Annotated in this window: 16 protein-coding genes; 11 read left to right on the top strand and 5 right to left on the bottom strand. The window is 53.2% G+C overall.

Translation table 11 applies throughout. The features are described 5' to 3' along the window. Positions 1-28: 28 nt before the first annotated feature. On the bottom strand, positions 29-976 hold the full coding sequence (locus tag BSEL_RS15675) for an AEC family transporter (protein WP_013173983.1): 948 nt from the start codon (positions 974-976) through the stop codon (positions 29-31). 256 nt (positions 977-1,232) lie between these two features. Between BSEL_RS15675 and BSEL_RS15670 the strand changes: the two genes are divergently transcribed. Together BSEL_RS15670 and BSEL_RS15665 are read left to right on the top strand one after the other, a co-directional pair. Then, positions 1,233-1,682, top strand: a complete 450-nt coding sequence (locus tag BSEL_RS15670; protein WP_013173982.1) for a GNAT family N-acetyltransferase — start codon at positions 1,233-1,235, stop codon at positions 1,680-1,682. Positions 1,683-1,863: 181 nt separating this feature from the next. Further along, the gene (locus tag BSEL_RS15665; RefSeq protein ID WP_013173981.1) at positions 1,864-2,379 is read left to right on the top strand and encodes a hypothetical protein; all 516 of its coding nucleotides are present in this window, start codon (positions 1,864-1,866) and stop codon (positions 2,377-2,379) included. Between the two features lie 56 nt (positions 2,380-2,435). On the opposite strand, the gene BSEL_RS15660 is transcribed toward BSEL_RS15665, so the two are convergent. Next, a complete protein-coding gene (locus BSEL_RS15660; RefSeq protein ID WP_013173980.1) occupies positions 2,436-3,653 on the bottom strand; it encodes a helix-turn-helix transcriptional regulator in 1,218 nt (405 codons plus the stop codon). Positions 3,654-3,892: 239 nt separating this feature from the next. On the opposite strand from BSEL_RS15660, the gene BSEL_RS15655 reads away from it, so the two are divergent. The 8 genes from BSEL_RS15655 (at position 3,893) to BSEL_RS15620 (ending at position 16,758) form a co-directional block, all read left to right on the top strand. Then, entirely contained in the window at positions 3,893-5,545 is a 1,653-nt protein-coding gene (locus BSEL_RS15655; protein WP_013173979.1) for a putative polysaccharide biosynthesis protein, read from the top strand. 38 nt (positions 5,546-5,583) lie between these two features. Next, the gene (locus BSEL_RS15650; protein WP_013173978.1) at positions 5,584-6,042 is read left to right on the top strand and encodes a VanZ family protein; all 459 of its coding nucleotides are present in this window, start codon (positions 5,584-5,586) and stop codon (positions 6,040-6,042) included. A gap of 59 nt (positions 6,043-6,101) precedes the next feature. Beyond that, positions 6,102-7,406, top strand: a complete 1,305-nt coding sequence (locus tag BSEL_RS15645) for a lysine N(6)-hydroxylase/L-ornithine N(5)-oxygenase family protein (protein ID WP_013173977.1) — start codon at positions 6,102-6,104, stop codon at positions 7,404-7,406. Positions 7,407-7,800: 394 nt separating this feature from the next. Beyond that, positions 7,801-9,912: a methyl-accepting chemotaxis protein gene (locus BSEL_RS15640; RefSeq protein WP_155522760.1), complete on the top strand. Its 2,112-nt coding sequence runs from the start codon at positions 7,801-7,803 to the stop codon at positions 9,910-9,912. A 108-nt stretch (positions 9,913-10,020) separates the two neighbouring features. Beyond that, positions 10,021-12,015 (top strand): putative bifunctional diguanylate cyclase/phosphodiesterase, encoded by a 1,995-nt coding sequence (locus tag BSEL_RS15635; protein WP_013173975.1) that lies wholly within the window; start codon positions 10,021-10,023, stop codon positions 12,013-12,015. Positions 12,016-12,397: 382 nt separating this feature from the next. After that, on the top strand, positions 12,398-13,924 hold the full coding sequence (locus tag BSEL_RS15630) for a BCCT family transporter (protein WP_013173974.1): 1,527 nt from the start codon (positions 12,398-12,400) through the stop codon (positions 13,922-13,924). A 20-nt stretch (positions 13,925-13,944) separates the two neighbouring features. Then, positions 13,945-14,646, top strand: coding sequence for a TetR/AcrR family transcriptional regulator (locus BSEL_RS15625; protein WP_013173973.1), 702 nt, complete (start codon positions 13,945-13,947; stop codon positions 14,644-14,646). 48 nt (positions 14,647-14,694) lie between these two features. Continuing rightward, the gene (locus BSEL_RS15620) at positions 14,695-16,758 is read left to right on the top strand and encodes a CocE/NonD family hydrolase (RefSeq protein WP_013173972.1); all 2,064 of its coding nucleotides are present in this window, start codon (positions 14,695-14,697) and stop codon (positions 16,756-16,758) included. 68 nt (positions 16,759-16,826) lie between these two features. On the opposite strand, the gene BSEL_RS17290 is transcribed toward BSEL_RS15620, so the two are convergent. Continuing rightward, positions 16,827-17,267 (bottom strand): ATP-binding protein, encoded by a 441-nt coding sequence (locus BSEL_RS17290; protein ID WP_013173971.1) that lies wholly within the window; start codon positions 17,265-17,267, stop codon positions 16,827-16,829. 351 nt (positions 17,268-17,618) lie between these two features. Continuing rightward, positions 17,619-19,304: a methyl-accepting chemotaxis protein gene (locus tag BSEL_RS15610; RefSeq protein ID WP_013173970.1), complete on the bottom strand. Its 1,686-nt coding sequence runs from the start codon at positions 19,302-19,304 to the stop codon at positions 17,619-17,621. Between the two features lie 161 nt (positions 19,305-19,465). Here BSEL_RS15610 and BSEL_RS15605 point away from each other — a divergent pair, with 161 nt between their 5' ends. Next, on the top strand, positions 19,466-19,675 hold the full coding sequence (locus tag BSEL_RS15605) for a hypothetical protein (protein WP_041582023.1): 210 nt from the start codon (positions 19,466-19,468) through the stop codon (positions 19,673-19,675). 132 nt (positions 19,676-19,807) lie between these two features. Here the strand turns inward: BSEL_RS15605 and BSEL_RS15600 are convergent, their stop codons facing one another. Next, positions 19,808-20,740 (bottom strand): LCP family glycopolymer transferase, encoded by a 933-nt coding sequence (locus BSEL_RS15600; RefSeq protein WP_013173969.1) that lies wholly within the window; start codon positions 20,738-20,740, stop codon positions 19,808-19,810. Positions 20,741-20,847: the final 107 nt, after the last annotated feature.

Raw genomic sequence — 20,847 nt, 5'->3', positions numbered from 1 at the left:
TCGTTTTATTTTAATACAATTCTTTCTGTCAGCCAAATATCCCGGATGCAATCCAGGCCATCAAAGGAATCGTCATGAGTGAGAGAAGCGTTGAATAGGCAATGGTGATGATGGCTGTCTTTTCGTCGCGGTCCGGCAAGTATCTCGCAAAAAGGATCGCAGACAGGGTGAACGTCGGCATCGCAGACAGGATGATGACGAGATGCTTCATCTCTGTGTCGAGTGGTGTCAGAAGTAAGACGGCCATCGTGATCATCGGAATGGCCAACAGGCGCATCGTAAGCGGGAACCAGATCTGCCGATAGGCGGTAATGCCCGTCTGTCTGATCACGCCTTGAAGCATCATACCGATGTACAGCATGGCAAGGGGAGCAGCGAGCCCGGCGAGGTGTTCCGTGAGCTGCCGGATGAATGCGGGCGGCTCCACACCCGCGGCAGCGGATGAGAGGCCGATCGTGACGGCGATGAGCGGTGCATTGATCAGGGACTTCAGCATGCTCCGGATCGAAACGGCACTTCCGGACTGCAAGAAGGCAATGACGACAGAGAACAGCACGAGATCAAGGGCTGCGTCAAAGACGGCGGCAAGGAGGCCGCCGACGGGACCGAAGATCGTAGCCGCAAGGGGAATGCCGATGAAGCCGGTATTGCCGAGGGCAGCGAGGACGATCAGTTTCTTCGCCAGAACCGACCGGAATCCGAACAGCCCTGCCAAGACCCACGCAAACAAAAGGGCCCCAAAGTGAAACACGATGGAGATGCCAAAGATCAGGAGTGCCTGACGAAGCAGCCCGCCGGATACATCAGTATTGAAGACACCGTTCAGAACAATCGACGGAACCGCGATATTTAAAATGATCAGGATGAGTGCTTTTTTTAGTTCGGGAGTGACGGTCACTGTCGCGGCAAACAGCATGCCGATGGCAATGATCGCACCCATTACGGTGACGGATGTAAAGACGACGGTGATATCCATGACAGATGCAGTCCTTTCCGGGTGATGTGGGGGGGCACTATCTATCGTACTGCCGGTAATGGATGCTGTAAACCGCTATCAGAAAGGGCATCGGAGACATTGAAGAAGTTGACCGCGGGGCAATCCGGTTGTCCTCTTTTTTCTAATCCGGATTTCAGCTATACTGAGACAAAGTCAACTGTCCGGGAGTGCAAGCGGTCGCAAGGTCTCTTATCCGGGCGAAGAACGAAACAGAAGAAAAGGAGGGAAGAAACAGATGGTTCATATCAGGGAAGCGAAAGATGGGGACGAGGGCCAGATAAAGGAACTGTATACATTATTGAGTCCTAAAGATGATTATCCGGTGTTGACGGGGCGCATTCAGGCACTTGCCGAAAGCGAACGTGATTATCTTCTCGTTGCGGAAGTGGACGGACGAATCGTTGGTACACTGACAGTAAATGTCTGTCCAAACGGGGCCTTCGGCGATCTGAACTATGGAGTCATGGAGAACTTTGTCGTTTCTTCTGAGAAAAGAGGCTTGGGGATTGGTCAGAGTCTCTACGATTACGCATACAGCATGGTCAAAGAGAAACGGTGCAGCAAACTGATGGTTCTTACACTGTCAGACAGCAAAGCCGCTCAGGCGCTTTTTCAGAAAAACGGGTTTGAAGCCGATGGAAGCGTCGGTCTGAAACGTTATATGACCGATGAGTTAGAGGGCTGACATAGCAACCGACACCATACTGTTGATTAATGGGTGTGACAGGTCAATGGTAAGGAACATAAAGAAAAAACAGCGGTGAGTGAAGGAGGGGGCATGGGGCGATTCCCAATCATGAAGCCAAATGATACATATGTTACCCGGTAGAAATACCGGCTGGCTGTCAGGGAGACCCCGGCATGCGATGAATATGATTAATGTATACCAAGTGATTTCGTCAACGTTAGCACTGCTCGGCGTTGTTGTCATTTATTATCAGATCGTGAAGAATCAAAAAATCAAAGAGGCCGAATTTATAATGAATCTGAATGCGACGTTTTCCGGTAATCCTAATATCAGGGCTGTATATGCAAAGCTTGAAACCTTTGAGGAAGGCGATGAGGATCCTTTCTCAGAGGAGGATGTGGTCCGGATTGCAGAATACTTAAGTTTCTTCGGGACGATTGCGCATCTCGTAGACCGGAAAGTGCTCACGATTAAGATGATCGATTCGTTTTTGTCTTACCGGTTCTTTGCAGCCATGAACAATCCGTTTGTGCAACAGCATCAGCTTATTAAAGATGCGGACTATTTCGGGAAGCTGTTTAATCTCTATGATGACTGGCTGTTATATAAGAAAAAGCGTCGGAAACCTGAGCCGTTTTCGAAATATGCGCTTTATAATTCCTCCTTTGATTATAAACAGTATAAGGAGAAATGATAAAAACAGCGCGTGACCGACTTGCGGTCACGCGCTGTTAATCATTATGCAAGGTTTCAGGCGCCGTTCTCTTCGACGACGTGGGAGGAATGGGTCTCCTGATACACTTTCGGCGTCTTGCCGACTTTCTTTCGGAACACCTGGGTGAAGTGGCTCTGGCTTGAGAAACCGACGTACTTCGCCACATCGGCGATATCGTTTTGCCGGTCCCGCAAGAGACGCTTCGCGAGGCTGATCCGCTCTTCTGTGACAAACTGCAGGATCGTCTTGCCCGTCTCTTCTTTGAAGAGGGTCCCGAAGTAGCGGGGGTTTAACCCGACTTCTTTGGCGACATTATCAAGGCGGAAGCTGCTGTCGAGGTGATTGCGGATATAGCGGATGCCGATCAGGACCGACTGGGAGTAGGATTCCTGGCGGTATTCCTCAACCATGTCAAAGAGATCAAGGAACATCTGCTGGAAAAGCCTGAGGAGGCTGCCCATATCCTCGGTCTGTTCGACTTTCAGAATAAAGCGATCCGAATAGTGCTGAAGCTCCCGGAAATCAATCCCCACCTCGGCAATGCGCCGAATCGCGACGGCAACGCCGCTGATCAGAACATTTTTATACGCACGGACCGGGCTGCCGTTGCCGATTGGCGGCACGGGGAACTTGTCAAAGTCCGAAATCCGCTCAAGAACCGAGCGGTCGCCGGCGACGAGTGCATCGAGAAACTCTTGCTCAAGGGCAAGCGGCGCGTGATCCACCGGTTCCTCCGTGAAGGCCCCTTTGATCGTGCGGCGCACGTTGAAATAATCCTCGTCTTCTTCAGACAAACCGGTCAGATGACTGTAATCGAGGCGCTCGAGCTGCTCGAGCAGCATCTTGACATACTTCATCTGGATGAACGGCATTTTGGGTGTGTTCTCATATTGCCTGTGGATGAGATCTTTTTCATTGAGTGAAAATCCGCCTTGATAAAAAAGCGCATCCCACCGGTCTTTCGTGATATCATGCACTTGAGTGGGACCGACCAGGAGGATCCCGGTGCGCACGCCATTCTTCATGACACTGCGGCCGTAGTAGTGCTGATGCAGATCATCGACAATCGCACGGGCTTCCCCGTCCGGGAAAGCGGGGACACGTTCTGAAGCGAGCCGGCTGACGGTTTCAATCCGGTTGAGCGGATCGCTCACGGTGTGCGGCATGCTTGCGAGTGGCCGCCCGTCAAGGGCGAGATAATGAATCGGTATTCCTGTCGTGTAATAAAAAAGATGTAACATTTCCTGTTGCATATAGCTTCCCTCCGAACAATAATAAACCTGATTCCATCTTACTCCTTTTGTCGGATGATTCACAACAAAAATGTAGCAAAATTATGCCTGTTTTATAAAAATCCATCAAAGCAACTACATAATTATACAAAAATGATTAATAAGTTACAGAAAGCGGACCAAAGTCCAAAAATTATGATAAAATACAGTGGTGTTTAAGCATGAACGGTTATCAGTGTGCAGAAAAGGAGTCGTGTTCTATGTCCGATAAACAGCTGATCCGCGGTACGGCGATTATGACCGCCGCGATTTTTGCCTCGAAAATGCTCGGGATCATTTATATCTTCCCCTTCCAGGCCATCGTCGGCCTCGAAGGGCTCGCTCTCTATACATACGGCTACACCCCTTACACGATCTTTCTGAGCCTGTCGACCCTGGGGATCCCGATTGCGATTTCGAAGTTTGTCTCCAAATACAATACCCTCGGCGATTATGATACGATCCGGCGCCTGTTCCGCTCTGGTCTCGTTGTCATGACGGTGACGGGGATACTCGCGTTCAGTCTCCTGTTTATGCTCGCCGAACCGATCGCGAGACAATTCCTGAACCCGGATGACCTTGACGGGAACTCCATCGCCGACGCTGTCTTTACGATCCGCATGGTCAGTGTCGCCCTCATCATCATCCCGGTGATGTCGTCGATCCGCGGCTACTTCCAGGGCTTTAACATGATGGGACCGACAGCGATCTCGCAGGTCGTCGAACAGCTCATCCGGATCGCCTTCATCCTGATTCTGACGTGGCTGATCCTTGACGTCTGGGGCGGGGAACTCGGGACAGCGGTCGGGTTTGCGACCTTTGGCGCCTTCGTCGGAGCTGTGGGAAGCCTCGGGATTCTCACGTACTTCTTTAGGAAGACGGGCCGATATTTAAACGATGTAAACATTGGGAAACAGCCGATGAATCCGGATGGGACGAAGCCGGCGCAAAAATCGTTGCCTGCGATCTACAAAGAACTGCTTGCCTATGCGGTACCGATATCCCTCGTTGGTCTTGCGATCCCGCTCTATCAGATGATTGACCTTCTGACGTTTAACGAGGCGATGATGGGGGGCGGATATACCCAGCGGGAAGCTGAACAGTATTTCGGCGCTTACAGCCAGGCCGTGCATAAGCTCGTCCTCATTCCCGTCACGATCGCAACGGCCATGTCACTGACAATCATCCCGACGGTGACGGCGGCCTTTACGACCGGTGACCGCACGCGTCTGAACGGGCAGATTACTCAGATTTACCAGATCATTTTCTTTTTCACTGTACCGGCAGCTATCGGCCTTATGGTCCTTGCCGTGCCTGCCTACGGAACGCTGTACTCCATCGAAGACATTCAAATCGGGGCACCGATTCTGCAGTTCTATGCCCCGGTGGCGATCCTCTTCTCGGTCTTTGCCGTGACGGCAGCCCTCCTGCAGGGACTGAACCGGCAGAAGGTGGCGGTACTTGCACTTTTGATCGGGATTCTCACGAAGTTGATCGTGAACATCCCCTTCATCACCTGGTTCGGCCCCGTGGGCGCGCCCCTTGCGACAGCGGCGGGCTATATCCTCGCGATCATGGTCATGGTATGGGCGGTGGAGCATTTTGCCGGATTTGCCTTTGCGACCGTCTGGAAGCGGCTCCTTTTGATTACGATTTTCTCTGCGGTGATGGCAGCCACTGTGGTCGTTGTCAGATTCTCGATGGCGGCGATGCTCGGTATGGACGGGAAGATGGACTACGTGCTCGTTCTGACGGTGTCTGTCGTGATCGGGATTGTCATCTATTTCGCATTGACGATCCGGACGGGTCTTGCGGAAATGGTACTCGGATCTCGGATCCAACGCTTCATTCCTGCGCGGTTCAGACGGAACTGACGAACGGAAGCTTATAAACAGAAAGGATGCGCTTACTCATGCATAAGAAACTTTCCTGGCTCGCTGTGATTCTCTGGATGGGCCTGATCTTCTTTTTCTCCCATCAGCCAGGAGATGAATCGGCTGCATTAAGCGGCGGCATTACGCGCTGGATCCATACGGTACTGACGGCTTTGCCGCTGATCGATTTTGAGATCGGTATTCTTCATACCCTGATCCGAAAGAGTGCCCACTTCTTCGTCTACCTGATCCTCGGCGTCCTTGTCCTGCATGCCCTTCTCGCAAGCCGGGTGACGCTCTTTCGGGCATCCGTTTATGCCTGGTTCATTGCCACGGCTTACGCGGCGACGGATGAGTATCACCAGACGTTTATCCCGGGCCGTGTCGGTGACGTGATGGACGTGGTGATTGACAGCCTCGGGGCGATGACAGGGATCCTGATCTACTTGCTGGTATACCGGATCTGGCGCTGGCGAAAGCAAAGAAATCGCTCTTGAGCTAATATGCGGAATTTATGGTACAATCTGTTCATCTGAAAACGAAGGAGATGATCGTGATGTATGATCTGATTGGCGTCGGGGTGGGACCGTTTCACCTCGGCATGGCGGCCCTTGCCGCACCTTACTCAGACAGTTTGGATACGGTGTTTTTTGATGAGAACGACGAATTCGAATGGCACCCGGGGATGCTCCTTGAAGGATCGGACCTGCAGGTGCCGTTTATCGCCGATCTCGTCACATTCGCAGATCCGACGAGTCCTTACAGCTTTTTGAACTACGTCCATAAACAGAACCGGCTGTACCAGTTCTATTTTTTCAACCGGTTTGACATCCCGCGACGGGAATACAATGCTTACGCCCGTTGGGTCAAAGATCAGCTCGGCAATGTCCGCTTCGGCAAACGGGTGACGGATGTCGTTATGAAGGACGACCACTTTGAGGTGCATGTCCTGGATAAAAAAAGCAGTGAAACAGACGTCGTCTTGACCCGGCACCTCAGCATGGGCACCGGCACGAAGCCGATGGTCCCGGGGGCTATGGACAAGGACGTCCACGAGCACGACGCGATTCACTCAAGCCGCTTTTTGCAGGAGAAAGATCAGATCCTCTCGGGTGATCATGTGGCCCTGATCGGATCCGGTCAGAGTGCCGCGGAGATCTTCATTGAGCTCATGCACGGACAACAGGACGGGAAACCGCACATCAGCTGGTACACACGCTCGTCGGGTTTCTTTCAGCTTGAAGCGGGCAAACTCGGGCTCGAGCTCTTCTCTCCGGACTATGTGGACTACTTCCACAACCTTCCCCTTGATAAGCGCTTGAGCGAAGGGCCGATGCTCACGAGGATCCGAAACGGCGTGGAGGAAGCGACCCTGCATGAGATCTATGAAACCCTCTATCATCGCACCGTAGACGGCGGCGAGAGCGGCGTGACGATTCAGTCCCGGGTGGAGCTGACGGGGATGTCCCAGTCGAAAAAGGGCGCACCGGTCAGCCTTGAATTAAACGAGTGGCAAGAAGAGCAGGCCTTTCAGTCGACGGTGGATAAGGTCATCCTCGCCACCGGCTACAGACCGGATCTTCCGGGCTGGTTCGGGGACATCGCCAAACAGGCCGAGTTCGAGGACGACGATCATCCGTCCGTGGACCGGAACTATCGCCTGACGATCAAAGACCGCGGAGCGGAAAGCCGCTTTTACCTCCTGACAGACATTCTGCATTCCCACGGCATCAGTGCGACGAATCTGCAGCTTGCCGTCATGCGTAACGCCATGATCATCAATGACGTCAGTGGCCGGGAGCTCTATCCGGAACAGCGCAATACGGTCTTCCAGCAGTTTGGGGCACCGGACAAATCGTGAGACAGACAGTAAAAACAAGGCTGAGCACCGGATCCAAGGTGTTCAGCTATTTTTTTTGGTTGGGAGATTGATGCAAACGATAATGACGTGCACCTTGCGGCCTGCATGTATGGTTACGTGCAGGCTGTAAAGTGCATAATCGGGTCTGTGCAAAGCGGACGATCGGCATGATCGGACTTTTTCCTGTCACCTGTCCGGTTAATCGGCATCTCCCCACCTCACGATCGTTCATGAATTCGTCACGATTTTTGTGACGCAGATCCTATTTTCTCCGGATGCAAACGTCCTATACTGGGTCCATGACTACAGGCATACGGAACAGGGAACCGGCAGGCAGTCCTTTGGACGCTTTGTTTTCCGGGGCCTTTTTCGCGTGCATTAAGGGGAATGCATGATGAGCGTATTATTGAAACCGGTGGAAGGCCTGATGAACAGGCTCACCTACCCGGAGAAATTTGTCCTGATTTTTCTGTTATTTTTTGTCCCGATTATCGGATCGATGGGGTTCATTCTGTACAGCACCCAGTCGGAGATCGATACCGTGAACCATGAGCTGACGGGGCTTGAGAGCACGGTGAAGATCCAGGCGCTCATTCAGAATGTCCAGCAGCACCGCGGGCTGTCTGCGAACTACCTCGGAGGAAACGAAGGGGCACTGACGGCCATGACGGACAAGCAGGACGAAATCGCCGGCAGGATCGCCGACGTCAATGAAGTGATGGAGGAGAACCGGATCCTTGAAGGGCATCAGGCCGAATGGCAGGGACTGACTGATACCTATGAGGCCCTGAAGGGTGACGTCACCGGCATGGACGCGCCGTCATCCTTTGCGGTGCATACAGCGCTCATCGCCGATCTTCTGACGCTTTCAAACCGCATGGCGGACACGACGCATCTGTCACTGGATTCGAATGTTGTCCGCTCGCATCTCGCGAGTCTGATTACCGATGATCTGATCTATGTGACGGAATACATGGGGCAGTCGAGAGCCATCGGCTCAAACGTCCTCGCCTCCGGCACCCTTTCGACGGATCAGCAAATGGATCTGATCTACCTGACGGAAGTGATGAATGAGCGTCTCTCACAGGCCGCCTACAGCATGGAGGTCGTCTTTGAGGAGAACCCGGACGCCGAGGCCGCCATATCCGGACTGTATGAAGATGCTCACGGGGCCTCGTCCGGCTTTCGGACGCTCATTGACACCGAGATCCTGAACGCCGGGACGTACACATATGATGCGGACAGCTATTTTGACGAAGCGACAACGGCGATCGACACGGTCTTCACACTCATTGACGCAAACGCGGATCTTCTCCGTGACGAGCTCTTGGCCTACAGCGGGCGTCTGACGGTTGAACGGAATCTCATCATCGGGGTGAACGTCGCGGCGATGGTGCTTGCCGTTTTGATTTTCGCCGGTTTTTACCGCTCCGTCAAGGACAACATCGGCCGGATTCAGGCGGCGACGGGGCGGATTGCCAAAGGGGATCTGACAGAGCGGATTACCCTTGTCACAAAGGACGAGACAAAAGACATCGAAATCGCCATCAACGGCATGGTTGACGCCATTCAGTCGCTCATCCAGAAGAACCGGCAACTCGCCGATGAGCTGAGTGCATCGGCGGAGGAACTCTCGGCAAGCGCCCATGAATCCGCCAGGGCCTCGGAGCTCATCGCCGACGCGACCCAGACCGTCGCGGAAGGGGCCGACAAGCAGATGACCACCGTCAAGAGAACGTCGCATGCGGTGAACGGCATGTCCGGTCACCTCAGTGACGTGACGCAAAACAGCGAACGGATGCTCATGATGATCGAAGAGACGGCAACGTCGACGGACGACGGCGTCAAGCACGTCCGTGACGTTCTCTCAAGCATGAATCAGATCGATGACGCCGTCGAACAGAGTGCCGGGAAGATGAAACAGCTTGAGGGCAGTGCGAGAGAGATCGGGGACATCGTCGGACTCATTACGGACATCTCCGAACAGACCAATCTCCTTGCCCTGAACGCGGCGATTGAAGCGGCACGGGCCGGGGAACACGGCAGAGGATTCGCCGTCGTTGCCGATGAGGTCCGAAAGCTTGCCGATGAATCGAATCAGTCTGCCGTGAAAATCCGGGATCTGATCGGGACGATTCAGACGGAAACGGCGGAAGCGGCGACGTCGATGTCGACAGGCTCGGAGCGGGTGAAGGTCGGCCTTGAGCGGGCGGACGACGTAAACCGGGTCTTCCACGGTATTAACGGCCATATGCAGAACGTGACCGGCATGGTCCACACCGTCGCCGGAGCCATCGAACAGATCGCCTCTCAGAGCCGAGAGATCGGAAGGGACATGAATGAGGTGCAGGCCACAGCGGAATCGAGTGCCAACGCGAGCCAGGACAGCTCTGCGGCGAGTCAGGAACAGCTCGCCTCAACCGAAGAGATTTCATCTGCCGCAGAAGCCCTTTCCAAAATGGCAGAAGACCTGCAGGACGTGATTCAGGCCTTCACCATCGAATAACCGCCGACCGAGACGAATGGTATAGGTGTATGGTATGATGACAGAACTAAACCGGCGTGAACACTGTGTGAAGCCGGAAAACCCGCCGCGCGTAAGGAGCGAACCCCTTTGAGTATTTCCTACAACCCGTTCGTCGTCATCCTGTCGGTCATCATTGCCATCCTTGCTTCGTATATCGCCCTCGTCTTCGCCGGGAAGATCTCGCAGGCAGAGGGGAAAGCGAAGGCCTACTGGCTCCTGTCCGGCTCTTTTGTCATGGGGGCCGGGGTCTGGTCGATGCACTTTATCGGCATGATCGCGATGCAGACACCGCTTCCGGTTACGTATGACGTGACGATTACCCTGGTTTCCTTTGTGGCGAGCCTCTTTGCGTCCTTGATCGCCTTTCTCGTCACCATGCCGTTGAACATCAGCCCGAGTCGCGTAGCCGTCGGCGGCTTTATCATGGGCACCGGGATCATCGCCATGCACTACACGGGCATGGCGGCGATGAACCTGAACGCCTCGATGAGCTACGACAATACCCTGGTAATGATCTCGGTCATCATCGCCTACGGGGCGAGTGTTGCTGCGCTCATTCTGTTTATCCGGTTTCGGGACAGAAAAAGAGCCCATCTCTATAAGTGGATCTCCGCTGTCGTCATGGGGATTGCCATATCCGGCATGCACTATACGGGCATGGCCGCAATGGAGCTTGATATGGGTTCGGGGCATCTCCATAACCCGGAGGCCTTTACGATGAATCCGTTTCTCCTCTTTGGTGTGACGGCGATGATCGTCCTGATTTTCATTGTCTCTTGGGGCACGATGATCTTCGACCGGAAGGTATTAAGCCGGATGGCTTACTATGACGGGGTCACCGGCCTGCCGAACCGGAATGCCATGAACCGCTACATGAACACGGACGGTCAGGAAAACCTGAGTGTGCTCTTTTTCGATCTCGATGCTTTCAAAACCGTCAACGACACCCTCGGGCATCATCAAGGTGACCGGCTGTTGCATCACGTTGGCCGGATCCTCCGTCCCTTTACGGATGCGGATATCAGGGTCTTTCGCATCGGCGGTGATGAATTCCTCTTTACCATCAAAAACCGTTCCAGAGGAGAGACCCTTGAACTTGCCGACAAACTTCTCTTTAAGCTCGGTCACCCGTATCTGATTGATCAGCGTGAGATCTACGTGACGGCAAGCATCGGTGTGAGCCTTTCGGGAGAAGGGGCGTCAGGGGGACTTGAGAAGCTTCGGGAGGCGGATATCGCCATGTACCGGGCGAAGGAATCCGGCAAGAACACCGTCAAGGTCTACACGAAGGAAATGGGCGAAGCACGCATGCGCCGGATGACCCTCGAGAAAGATCTGACAAAGGCCGTAAAGGAAGAGCGGCTGTATATGGTGTATCAGCCGAAGTTCGACAGCTTGAAGCAGATCATCATCGGCGCAGAAGCCCTGACGCGATGGTATCACCCGGAGCTCGGGTTTATCCCACCGGACGAATTCATCCCGATTGCCGAGGAGAGTGATGTCATCATCGCCTTCACGGACTGGTCGATCCAGGCAGCCTGCAGGCAAACGGCGGCCTGGTCCATCCAGGGGCTCACGCTTCCTGTGGCCGTCAATGTGTCGGTCAAAGCGATTGAACTCACGAACGTGAAAGAGATGATCGAACGGGCGATCCGCGTACACAAACTGAATCCGGCACTGATCGAGATGGAAGTGACCGAATCCGTCATCCACAGCGAACAGGATCAGATCCTTGAACAGATCAAGCAGATCCGCGAGCTCGGGGTGAGTGTCTCGATGGACGATTTCGGCACCGGGTATTCCTCGATTTCCGTCCTGAACAAACTGCCGTTTGATACACTCAAGCTCGATAAATCCTTTATAAAGGACATTCATGACGGAAAGAAGCAGGCGATTATCGAAGGCATCTTCATGATCGCGTCGAAGCTCGATCTCGCCGTCATCACAGAAGGAGTCGAGACCAGGGACGATGAGCGGATCATTCAGAAGCTTGGCGGTCATCTGATGCAGGGCTATTATTACAGTAAACCGGTAGCCGCGGAAGAGCTGACGGAGCTGTTGAAAAGAAAAGCGGCGAGGTGACAGGGGATCCGGGATGTGTACGTCAAATAGCCATCCGGAATGGATGGAGGACCAAACTTGTCCCTTCCCGGCACAAAACCGTTTCGAACCACGTATTCACAGCTGCCTCCGAGCTCCTTTTTGGGAACCTGGAGGCGGCTTTTTGTATGCCTTCATGCAGAAAACCGCTGTTATCCACCGTATCAGCGATGATAAAAAGGGATGAGTGAGGTCATCGCTTCCTCATCACTCTGAAGCCTTTTCATCACGGATGAACACGAATAATCACGTTCGTGAATGAGTCTTAAGGATGATAATATGAACATGTTCATAAAGAAAACATGTTCATAAAAATTAAGATTGCGCGCAAAGCCGCCAATTTACAGGAGGTATGTAACCGATTATGAATCATTCCAAAGTGGAACCATCTATCTTTTGGCCGTCTCTAATTCTTATTGTGACTGCCACACTGTTACTCGTCACCTTCAGAGAGACAGCAGGGCCTGTCGTCTCAGGCATGATGACGGGGATCACGTTCAGGCTCGACTGGGCGTTTGAATTCTTGACGATCGGTCTCTTTATCGTCTTGCTCTGGCTGATGACCGGACGCTACGGCAAAGTCCGCCTAGGTCAGGCAGGAGACCGGCCGGAGTTTTCCCGGTTCAGCTGGGGAGGCATGCTGTTTACGGCGAGCATGGGGACGAGCATCATGTTCTGGTCGATCGTGGAACCGATCTACTATTACACGTGGCCGCCGTTCGGCATGGAAGCGGAGTCAACGGGAGCGGCTGAGTACGCGGTCAGCTACGGTCTTTTTCACTGGGGGATTTCCGCCTGGGCGCTGTATGCACTGCCGGCGGTTGTCATGGCATACAGCTTTTATGTGAAACAAAACCGTTCCTTGAAAATCAGTGCCGCCTGTCAGGGAGCGCTCGGCAAACACGCCGACGGCTGGATCGGCAAAGGCATCGACATCCTCGTCATCTGGAGCATGATCGGCGGCCTTGGGACCTCTCTCGGTTTAGGGGTGCCGATGGTGGCGGCGGTTCTCGGGGATCTCATCGGCGTAGAACAGTCCCTTGGATTAAACATCGCGATCATTGTGTTCTGGACATTCATCTTCAGCTTCAGTGCCTATTTCGGCCTGTACAAAGGCATCCGTAAACTGAGTGATTACAACGTTTACATGGCACTCGGTCTCGCGCTGTTTGTGATTGTGGCAGGTCCGACGCTCTTTTTACTGTCTTACTTCACCAACAGTCTTGGCATCATGCTAAATGACTTTATGCGGATGAGCCTGTATACCGATCCAATCGGGCAGAGCGGATTTCCGCAGGCGTGGACCGTGTTTTACTGGGCGTGGTTTGCAGCGACGGCACCGTTCATCGGTATTTTTGTCGCACGCATCTCCAAAGGCCGCAGTATCCGTGAGCTCGTATTTCACGTGCTGTTGTGGGGGTCTGTCGGTAGCTGGCTCTATTTCGGCGTGTTTGGCGGGTACGCCATGAACCTGCAGCTTACGGGGGCCGTTGATCTCGTCGGCATCCAGGCCGAGGCGGGGGACACGTCCGTGATCGTGGCTGTCCTGAATTCCCTGCCCCTTTCTGTGCTTGTATCGATTTTCTTTCTGATTCTCGGATTTATTTTTCTTGCGACGTCTCTCGACTCGGCAAGCTACGTGATCGCGAGTGTGGCGACGAAGAATCTCTCCGATAAGGGAGAGCCTGCAAGATGGCACCGGTTGATGTGGGGCGTGCTGCTGTCCACATTGGCCATCAGTCTGACCTTGGCCGGCGGCCTCGACGTCGTCCAGACCTCCTCGGTGCTTGTGGCGGTTCCCGTTCTGATCATGTATGCGCTGATGACCTACTCTTTGGTAAAATGGTTGAAGCAGGACGAAGCGATCCACAGCTATGTATCCAATGACTGAACGGAAAGGACGATGATTCCATGACCCCACCAGGACGAAAAGAAATACAGCGGCAACGGATGTGGACATATTTTCTTGATGCTGCGGCAGAGCTCATTGAAGAGGAAGGCCCTGATCAGGTGACGATCCGCAAGATCGCTGCCAAAGCCGGGTTTACCAGTTCCACAGCCTATAATTATTTTCAGGATCTCTCTCATTTGAAATTTTTCACGGCGATGCGGTTTACGAAGCGCTACGCCGAAGAACTGCCCGTTTATTTGGAGCGGGGGTCAAATATTATCGATAAATGGCTCTATGCCTGGGAGTGCTTTTGCAAGCACAGCTTCGAAGAGCCGTCGATTTATGCGATGCTCTTTATGGATCATCTCGGCGTTATGCCGCAGGTACTGATCGATGATTATTACGAGGTGTTTCAGGACGACCTGTCGGGTCTGCCTGAGCCGGTCAAAGCGATCATGACCGAACACAGTTTTGCAAAGCGGAGTGCTCTTTATATACAAGCGGCCGCAGACGAAGGATTTATGACGGAGGCTGATATTGAACTGATTGCCGAGATGACGCTGATGATCTGGAAGGGCATGATGAACACGGTGCTCAGTGAACGCCGCACATGGACAAAGGAGGAGGCGGCGAGGCAGGCCTTGTACCTGATTGAGCAGGCTGTCATGCGCACCGTCGCATCTGAGCGAAGATCAGAAATCACGTTTCGCTCTTCTCTTTGATCATGCTGAGCGGCAAACGAAAACGTAATGTGAAAGGATGACCGTAACGTGGTATTTAACGTGAAAGATTCAGAACGGCGACGGACGATTCGCCGTTTTCCCCACGAAGTGGAGGAAAGAAACGATGTGTGGATCCCCCTCTCGGACGGCAAACGCCTCGCGGCAACCATCTGGCTCCCGAAGGATGCCGACAAACAGCCGGTGCCGGCGATCTTGGAGTACCTTCCATACAGGAAGAATGATTTTACCGCGATCCGCGATTCGATCAGGCACCCGTATTTTGCCGGACACGGCTACGCGAGTATCCGCGTGGACATACGCGGGACGGGGGATTCTGACGGGTATTTACCCGACGAGTATACGAAGCAGGAACAAGACGATGCCCTTGAGGTGTTCGAGTGGATTCAGGCTCAGCCGTGGAGCACGGGAAGTGTCGGGATGATCGGCAAGTCATGGGGCGGGTTTAACGGGCTGCAGATTGCTGCGAGGCAGCACCCGGCATTAAAGGCGGTCATCACCCTTTGCTCAACGGATGACCGTTACGCCGATGATGTGCATTATCGCGGTGGCAATATCCTTGCGTCCGACATGCTCTGGTGGGCGTCGACGATGTTTGCCTATAACGCAAGGCCGCAGGATCCTCAAAATGTGGGCGATTCGTGGCGGGACAACTGGCTCGAGCGCCTTGACAAGACGCCGCCGTTCGTCGAGGAGTGGATGCGCCATCAGCGCCGCGATGCCTATTGGAAACATGGCTCGGTCTGTGAAGATTACAGCAAAGTAAACATTCCGGTCTATGCCGTCGGCGGCTGGCAGGACGGGTATACCAATGCCGTATTCAGGATGGTCGAACACCTGCCGGGTCCAGTGAAGGGACTCATCGGACCGTGGGCCCATGAATATCCTGAAGTGGCGACGCCGGAGCCTGCCATCGGCTTTTTGCAGGAGTGTCTCCGCTGGTGGGATCAGTGGCTGAAAGAAGAAGAGACGGGCATCATGGATGAGCCGGCCCTGACGACTTGGATCCAGGACTATGCCCCGCCTCAGGTGACGTATGACGAGCGGCCGGGGAAATGGGTTGCGGACGACGCCTGGCCTTCCTCTGCCGTGTCAGAGGAAAAACTCTTTATAAACGGGGACGGGCTCTCGCTTCAGGACGAAGCAACAGGGAGTGAAGATGAATCCGTTCATGTTCCGTCCGTCCAGCAGCACGGTCTCCATGCCGGCGTCTGGTGCCCGTTCGGTCAGTCGGGGGACCTGCCGGATGATCAGCGGCTCGAAGATGCTCATGCTGTTGTGCTGCGAACAGCACCCTTCTCGTCAGATCTTGAACTTCTCGGTCGCCCGGTGCTTCACGCATCGGTGTCGGTTAATGAAGAGAATGCGCTTTTGAGTGCGAGGTTGTCGATCAAAGCACCAACCGGGGAATCGACGCGCATCAGCTGGGGGATGCTCAATCTGAATCACCACAAGTCCCATGAAGAGCCCGAGCCGCTCGAACCGGGCAAGCGGTATCAGATCTCCGTCCCTCTCGATGCATTGGGGCAGGAAGTGCCCGCAGGTTACGTCTTGGAATTGGCCTTGTCGCCGGCTTTTTGGCCCCAGGCCTGGCCGTCACCGAAGCCGGTGACCGTGACCCTTCATCCGGGGGATGGGACGTACCTGTCCCTGCCCGTCCGTGAGTCACAGCAACGTGATCAGTACGCGGGGCAGTTCGATGTGCCGGAGACTGCCGAAGTGATGGGTCGGGAGATTCTCCGTCGTGAAGAGCGCTACAGAAACGTCGTTCACCGGCTCGTCGACAGGACGTGGGAGCTTGATGATTTCTCCGATGAAGGCGAACGCCGACTTCCGTCAAACGGCATTCAGTACGGCAGTCAAAACCGCAATACCTTCACGATCAGAGAAGACGATCCTCTCTCAGCCAAGGTCCGGTGTCAATGGACGCTGAATATCGGAAGAGACGACTGGCAGACGAAACTTGTTACAGACAGCTCGATGACCGCTGACAAGCATGATTTCTATCTGGAAAATACGATTACAGCCTATGAATCGGATGAAGAAATTTTCATCAAAACCTGGCGGACCAGTGTCCCGAGGGATTTTAACTGAAGTTTCGGAGTGCTGAAACAAAAAAATGCCTCCCGCGTGACAGACATGCGGGAGGCATTTTGCAATGGCTATGAGGTTTCCTGAGGGGTCTTTCTTGTTTGTTGCACCGTGGCGTTCGCCCACGTCAGGTTCTTCACAAGCAGAAAGTCATTGCCGTGATGGTTCCACTTCACGTCATCCATGATTTCCTGCATCAAATACAGCCCTCTGCCGCATTCTTTACGGGCATCCGGACAGGCGATGTGATGAATGGCAGGTTTAAATCCCGGTCCCTCGTCAGCAATCCGGACCCAAAGCCGTTTCGGTGTCAGGGTGACACTTACAAAGACGTGTTTTTCCGGGTCCATCCGGTTTCCGTGCTCCCAGGCGTTAATGAGGCACTCGGTGACGGCGAGGTCCACCATGGCGAGGGTGACCGGATCAAAGTACGGGATGAGCTTCGGACGCACGCCTTCCATCATCATCCGGAACTCTTCGGGTGTCTGAAGTTCAATGTCTGTCAGGATCATGGCAATCTCCCCTCTTTGGCACGTGACGTTCCATGTTCAACAACATGTGTCTCAGGGTGTTTGGCTTCATTGGGTCTAAAGAACCTGGTTTTTTATGATGCTATTGTAGCATGAAAGGGTGTGTTTTGCACTATGGTGGTGCAGAAAATTTGCAGGTGTCAAGAAACAGTCATGATTTATTGCGAAAATAACAAAATCCGATTAACGGGTTAACTGTTTTATCCATATTAAATAGAACGGTTTTCTGTCACAGCGTCAGGAAGACCGGGCCGCCGGCGAAACCCGGCTGCGTAAGACGGGGAATATGGCGGTTATGTCTCCTTTTTGAATCACGAAAACCTTTTACTGGTTCTAAACGGTAAACCGGCCAGCGAGGTGCTGCAATTCTTCAGCCCGTGAGGCGAGACCTTCGGATGCCCGGGAAATCTCATCCATGGAGGCATTCTGTTCCTCAGCACCTGCGGCCACCTGATCGGCACTTTCCGTAAACTTGTGGGCTTTTTCCGTGACGGTGTTCATCTGTGTGCTCATATCCTCTGTGGACTGAATGACGGCTTTCGACATGGCCGTCGTCTCTGTGACGGCACGGTCCATGGTGGTGACGGCATCGAGAATATGACTGAATGCTTCGTCCGCTTCATGGATTGACGCCATGCCGCTTGCGAACTTCTCTTTGCCGGCCTGCATCTCCGTGGAGGCGTGCTGCATATCGTGTTGAATCAGGCTGATCTTGTCCTGGATCTGCTGCGCGGACTGCCCGGACTCTTCGGCGAGCTTTCGGACTTCATCGGCAACGACGGCGAAGCCTCTGCCGTGTTCACCGGCCCGTGCGGCCTCGATGGCCGCGTTCAGGGCGAGGAGGTTCGTCTGTTCGCTCACCCCGGTGATGAGTTCAATGATCGTGCCGATTTCTTTTGACTGCTCAGCTAGGCGGTCGATGACAGTAGCGAGATTTTCGTTCTGAGTTTCAATTGTCTTCATATGATCCACAGTGCTCGCCAAAGTCTCGTTGCCCCGGTTTGAGTATGTGTTCATCTCAGTCATGGCACTGCTTACGTGATCCAGCTGCGTGGTGATGGCTTCGTTATTGGCTTTGACGTCATCCGCCGCAGCCTTGGCCGCATCCACGGCCCGGGTCTGTTCCTGACTGCCTTCGGAGACGTCGACGATGGAGACGGTGATCTCTTCGGAGGCGGAGCGGGACTCCTCGGCACTGGCCATCAGTTCTTCACTCGTTGCCGCCACCTGTTCAGAGGACTCGATCAGCTCACTGATGATCGCCTTCAGTTTCCCGATCATGGCGTCAAAGTCCTTTGAAAGGGTCCCGATTTCATCTTTACGCGCTGTGAGCGTGCCTAAATCCGTAGTGAGGTCGCCGTCTGCGATCTTCGCCGTGGCAAGGCCCAAAGCTTCAAGGGGCTTTACGATCCCCCTTGCCTGGAAGAAAGCATAAACGGCAGCGACGATCACGGAGACGGTGATGGCCACAATCATGACGGTAATCATGGCCGTGTATGCCTGTTGGCTTTCTTCATACAACTCGGCTGAGATCAGCTCTTTGACGTCAATCAGTTCTTCAAGATCAGCGCTGGCCGCATTGAATGGCACGCCGCCTTCAGCCAGGCCGTCCTGAGCGGATGCGAAATCACCGCTTCGGATGTGGGAGATATTGTCTTGGACAATAGCGTCAAAGTCTTGCCAATTTGCCTCGAACGCTGCAAACAGTTCTCGTTCCTCTTCGTTTTTTATTTGCGGCGCGTAATTCGCCATGACCTCCTGAATGTGACTGAGATTCTCCTCAGCTCGCTCTGTCGGAGCAGGGTCTTCATTTAGAACTGACGTCACCATCTGGACGCGGGTGTTCTCAGAGAGCTGTGCAATATCCGCGAGTTCCGTCAACGGAACTACCCGATCGTTATAGAGGTCGTCCACATTGTCCTGGACAAAAGAGACCCCGACGAAGACGAGGACACCGGTGATGAGGATCAGAAGAACCATCACGGCGTAGGAAATAAACAGTTTGATGGATAATTTCATGGAAAGCACACCCTTCGTTAAATGATTTAGTACTTATTATACGGTATTTTCCAAGGTTAAAAAAGATAGAATTTGTTAATATTAGAAATTGGTTTGTATCCTGGGATGCTTTAGATATAGAATGAATTTCGACGAATAAAGATCAACGATGGCCGTATCAGATGGATATTGAAAAAATCCGTAATGCAATCCCCGATTTAGGGGAGGGCTTCACTGCCCAAGCCTCGCTTGAATGGAACGAAAGAAAGGCGCAGAGCAATTCTTTATTAAATATGAAGAACCCTCACCGGTTGGCGAGGGTTCTCTTACTTGCGGTTTTTGATCAGGTTTCTGTATTATTTATCATCACTAGGCAAGAAGACTCCATGTGATTGGAGAAGGATCATATAGAGCGTCGCTCTTCGTAAGAAGAAAAGACCTGCTTGACTGTCTCAATCCCCCACTGAAACGTTAAACCTCAGTGGGGATTTTTGACATCTGGACAAGTTCTTCGAAGTAATAGATCAGAGGTCCAAATGGTCTTTCAGGACATCTGAGATCCGATTCACTTCGTCGTCGCTCACATCGAGGTACCAGATATCATCGATGATCACGCCACTGCCTTCGATGTGAAGAACGTCCATCTGGTGACGTGATGAACGATAGTCAAACAGTAATGTGGCCATATCGTCAAAATTCAGGTTGGTGCGGATGTTGTTGCCGAGGCCTTCGAGGATGTCTTCGATTCTCGTGACAGAAGATATCGATGCCCCTTCGTCAATAATCCCCATGACAACTTGCTGTTGACGGCGGTTTCGACCAAGGTCGCCTTCAGGATCATTTTGCCGCATTCGTGTAAACGCAAGAGCGCGTTCGCCGTCAAGGCTCACTTCTCCTTCAGGAAATTCAAATCCATCCTGGTCGAAGGTGCGTTCATTATAAACGGTGATACCGCCCACTGCATCGACCATTTCGACAAAGCCGTCCATGTTGACGCGAATCACATAGTCAACAGGGATATCCAAAAACTGTTCGACGGTATCCATTGCAAGCTCTGAGCCGCCAAAGGCAAACGCATGGTTGATTTTGTCAGGCTCGTCCCTGCCTGGTATATCGACGAGCGTATCCCGGGGAATGCTCAGCATCTTCAGTGATTCATCGATGGGGTTGACGGTAACGACAATGATCGTGTCACTGCGCCCGGACGAATCGCTTTCCTCGCTGTCGGTGCCAAGGAGGAGAAAACTGACAGGTTCCAACTCGTCAAGCTCAACATCGCTGACCCGGCGCTCGGACGCTTCCCGGTTTACGTTATCCTGCATGGTTACATCAACGGTTTCCCGTGCGGAATCATAGATATAGTATAGGTAAAAGCCTGCACCGATAAGGAGAAGTGCCAGGATCACAGAAGTCAGTGTAATGATGTTCTTTTTTGAAGTCCAGGAAGTAATCGTCATTCAACAGTCCCCCTTTCATCGGAAGTATCTGTAAACTATTATAGTATGATATCGTTTGTAGCGCCACTTTTAATTGAGCAGAAGAGAACGGACGCGATCCCAGAGTT

This window comes from [Bacillus] selenitireducens MLS10, from assembly GCF_000093085.1.
GTDB classification, from domain to species: domain Bacteria; phylum Bacillota; class Bacilli; order Bacillales; family Salisediminibacteriaceae; genus Salisediminibacterium; species Salisediminibacterium selenitireducens.
The sequence above is the reverse complement of the archived record's forward strand: the minus strand, read 5'-3'. Positions and strand labels throughout refer to the sequence as shown.

Excerpts from the sequence above, each read along its gene's own strand:
- BSEL_RS15655 (WP_013173979.1), top strand. The coding sequence starts at position 3,893 with ATGTCCGATAAACAGCTGATCCGCGGTACGGCGATTATGACCGCCGCG.
- BSEL_RS15650 (WP_013173978.1), top strand. The coding sequence starts at position 5,584 with ATGCATAAGAAACTTTCCTGGCTCGCTGTGATTCTCTGGATGGGCCTG.
- BSEL_RS15625 (WP_013173973.1), top strand. The coding sequence starts at position 13,945 with ATGACCCCACCAGGACGAAAAGAAATACAGCGGCAACGGATGTGGACA.
- BSEL_RS15660 (WP_013173980.1), bottom strand. The coding sequence starts at position 3,653 with ATGCAACAGGAAATGTTACATCTTTTTTATTACACGACAGGAATACCG.
- BSEL_RS15610 (WP_013173970.1), bottom strand. The coding sequence starts at position 19,304 with ATGAAATTATCCATCAAACTGTTTATTTCCTACGCCGTGATGGTTCTT.
- BSEL_RS15600 (WP_013173969.1), bottom strand. The coding sequence starts at position 20,740 with ATGACGATTACTTCCTGGACTTCAAAAAAGAACATCATTACACTGACT.
- BSEL_RS15670 (WP_013173982.1), top strand. The coding sequence starts at position 1,233 with ATGGTTCATATCAGGGAAGCGAAAGATGGGGACGAGGGCCAGATAAAG.
- BSEL_RS17290 (WP_013173971.1), bottom strand. The coding sequence starts at position 17,267 with ATGATCCTGACAGACATTGAACTTCAGACACCCGAAGAGTTCCGGATG.
- BSEL_RS15665 (WP_013173981.1), top strand. The coding sequence starts at position 1,864 with ATGAATATGATTAATGTATACCAAGTGATTTCGTCAACGTTAGCACTG.
- BSEL_RS15675 (WP_013173983.1), bottom strand. The coding sequence starts at position 976 with ATGGATATCACCGTCGTCTTTACATCCGTCACCGTAATGGGTGCGATC.
- BSEL_RS15640 (WP_155522760.1), top strand. The coding sequence starts at position 7,801 with ATGAGCGTATTATTGAAACCGGTGGAAGGCCTGATGAACAGGCTCACC.
- BSEL_RS15645 (WP_013173977.1), top strand. The coding sequence starts at position 6,102 with ATGTATGATCTGATTGGCGTCGGGGTGGGACCGTTTCACCTCGGCATG.
- BSEL_RS15630 (WP_013173974.1), top strand. The coding sequence starts at position 12,398 with ATGAATCATTCCAAAGTGGAACCATCTATCTTTTGGCCGTCTCTAATT.
- BSEL_RS15605 (WP_041582023.1), top strand. The coding sequence starts at position 19,466 with ATGGATATTGAAAAAATCCGTAATGCAATCCCCGATTTAGGGGAGGGC.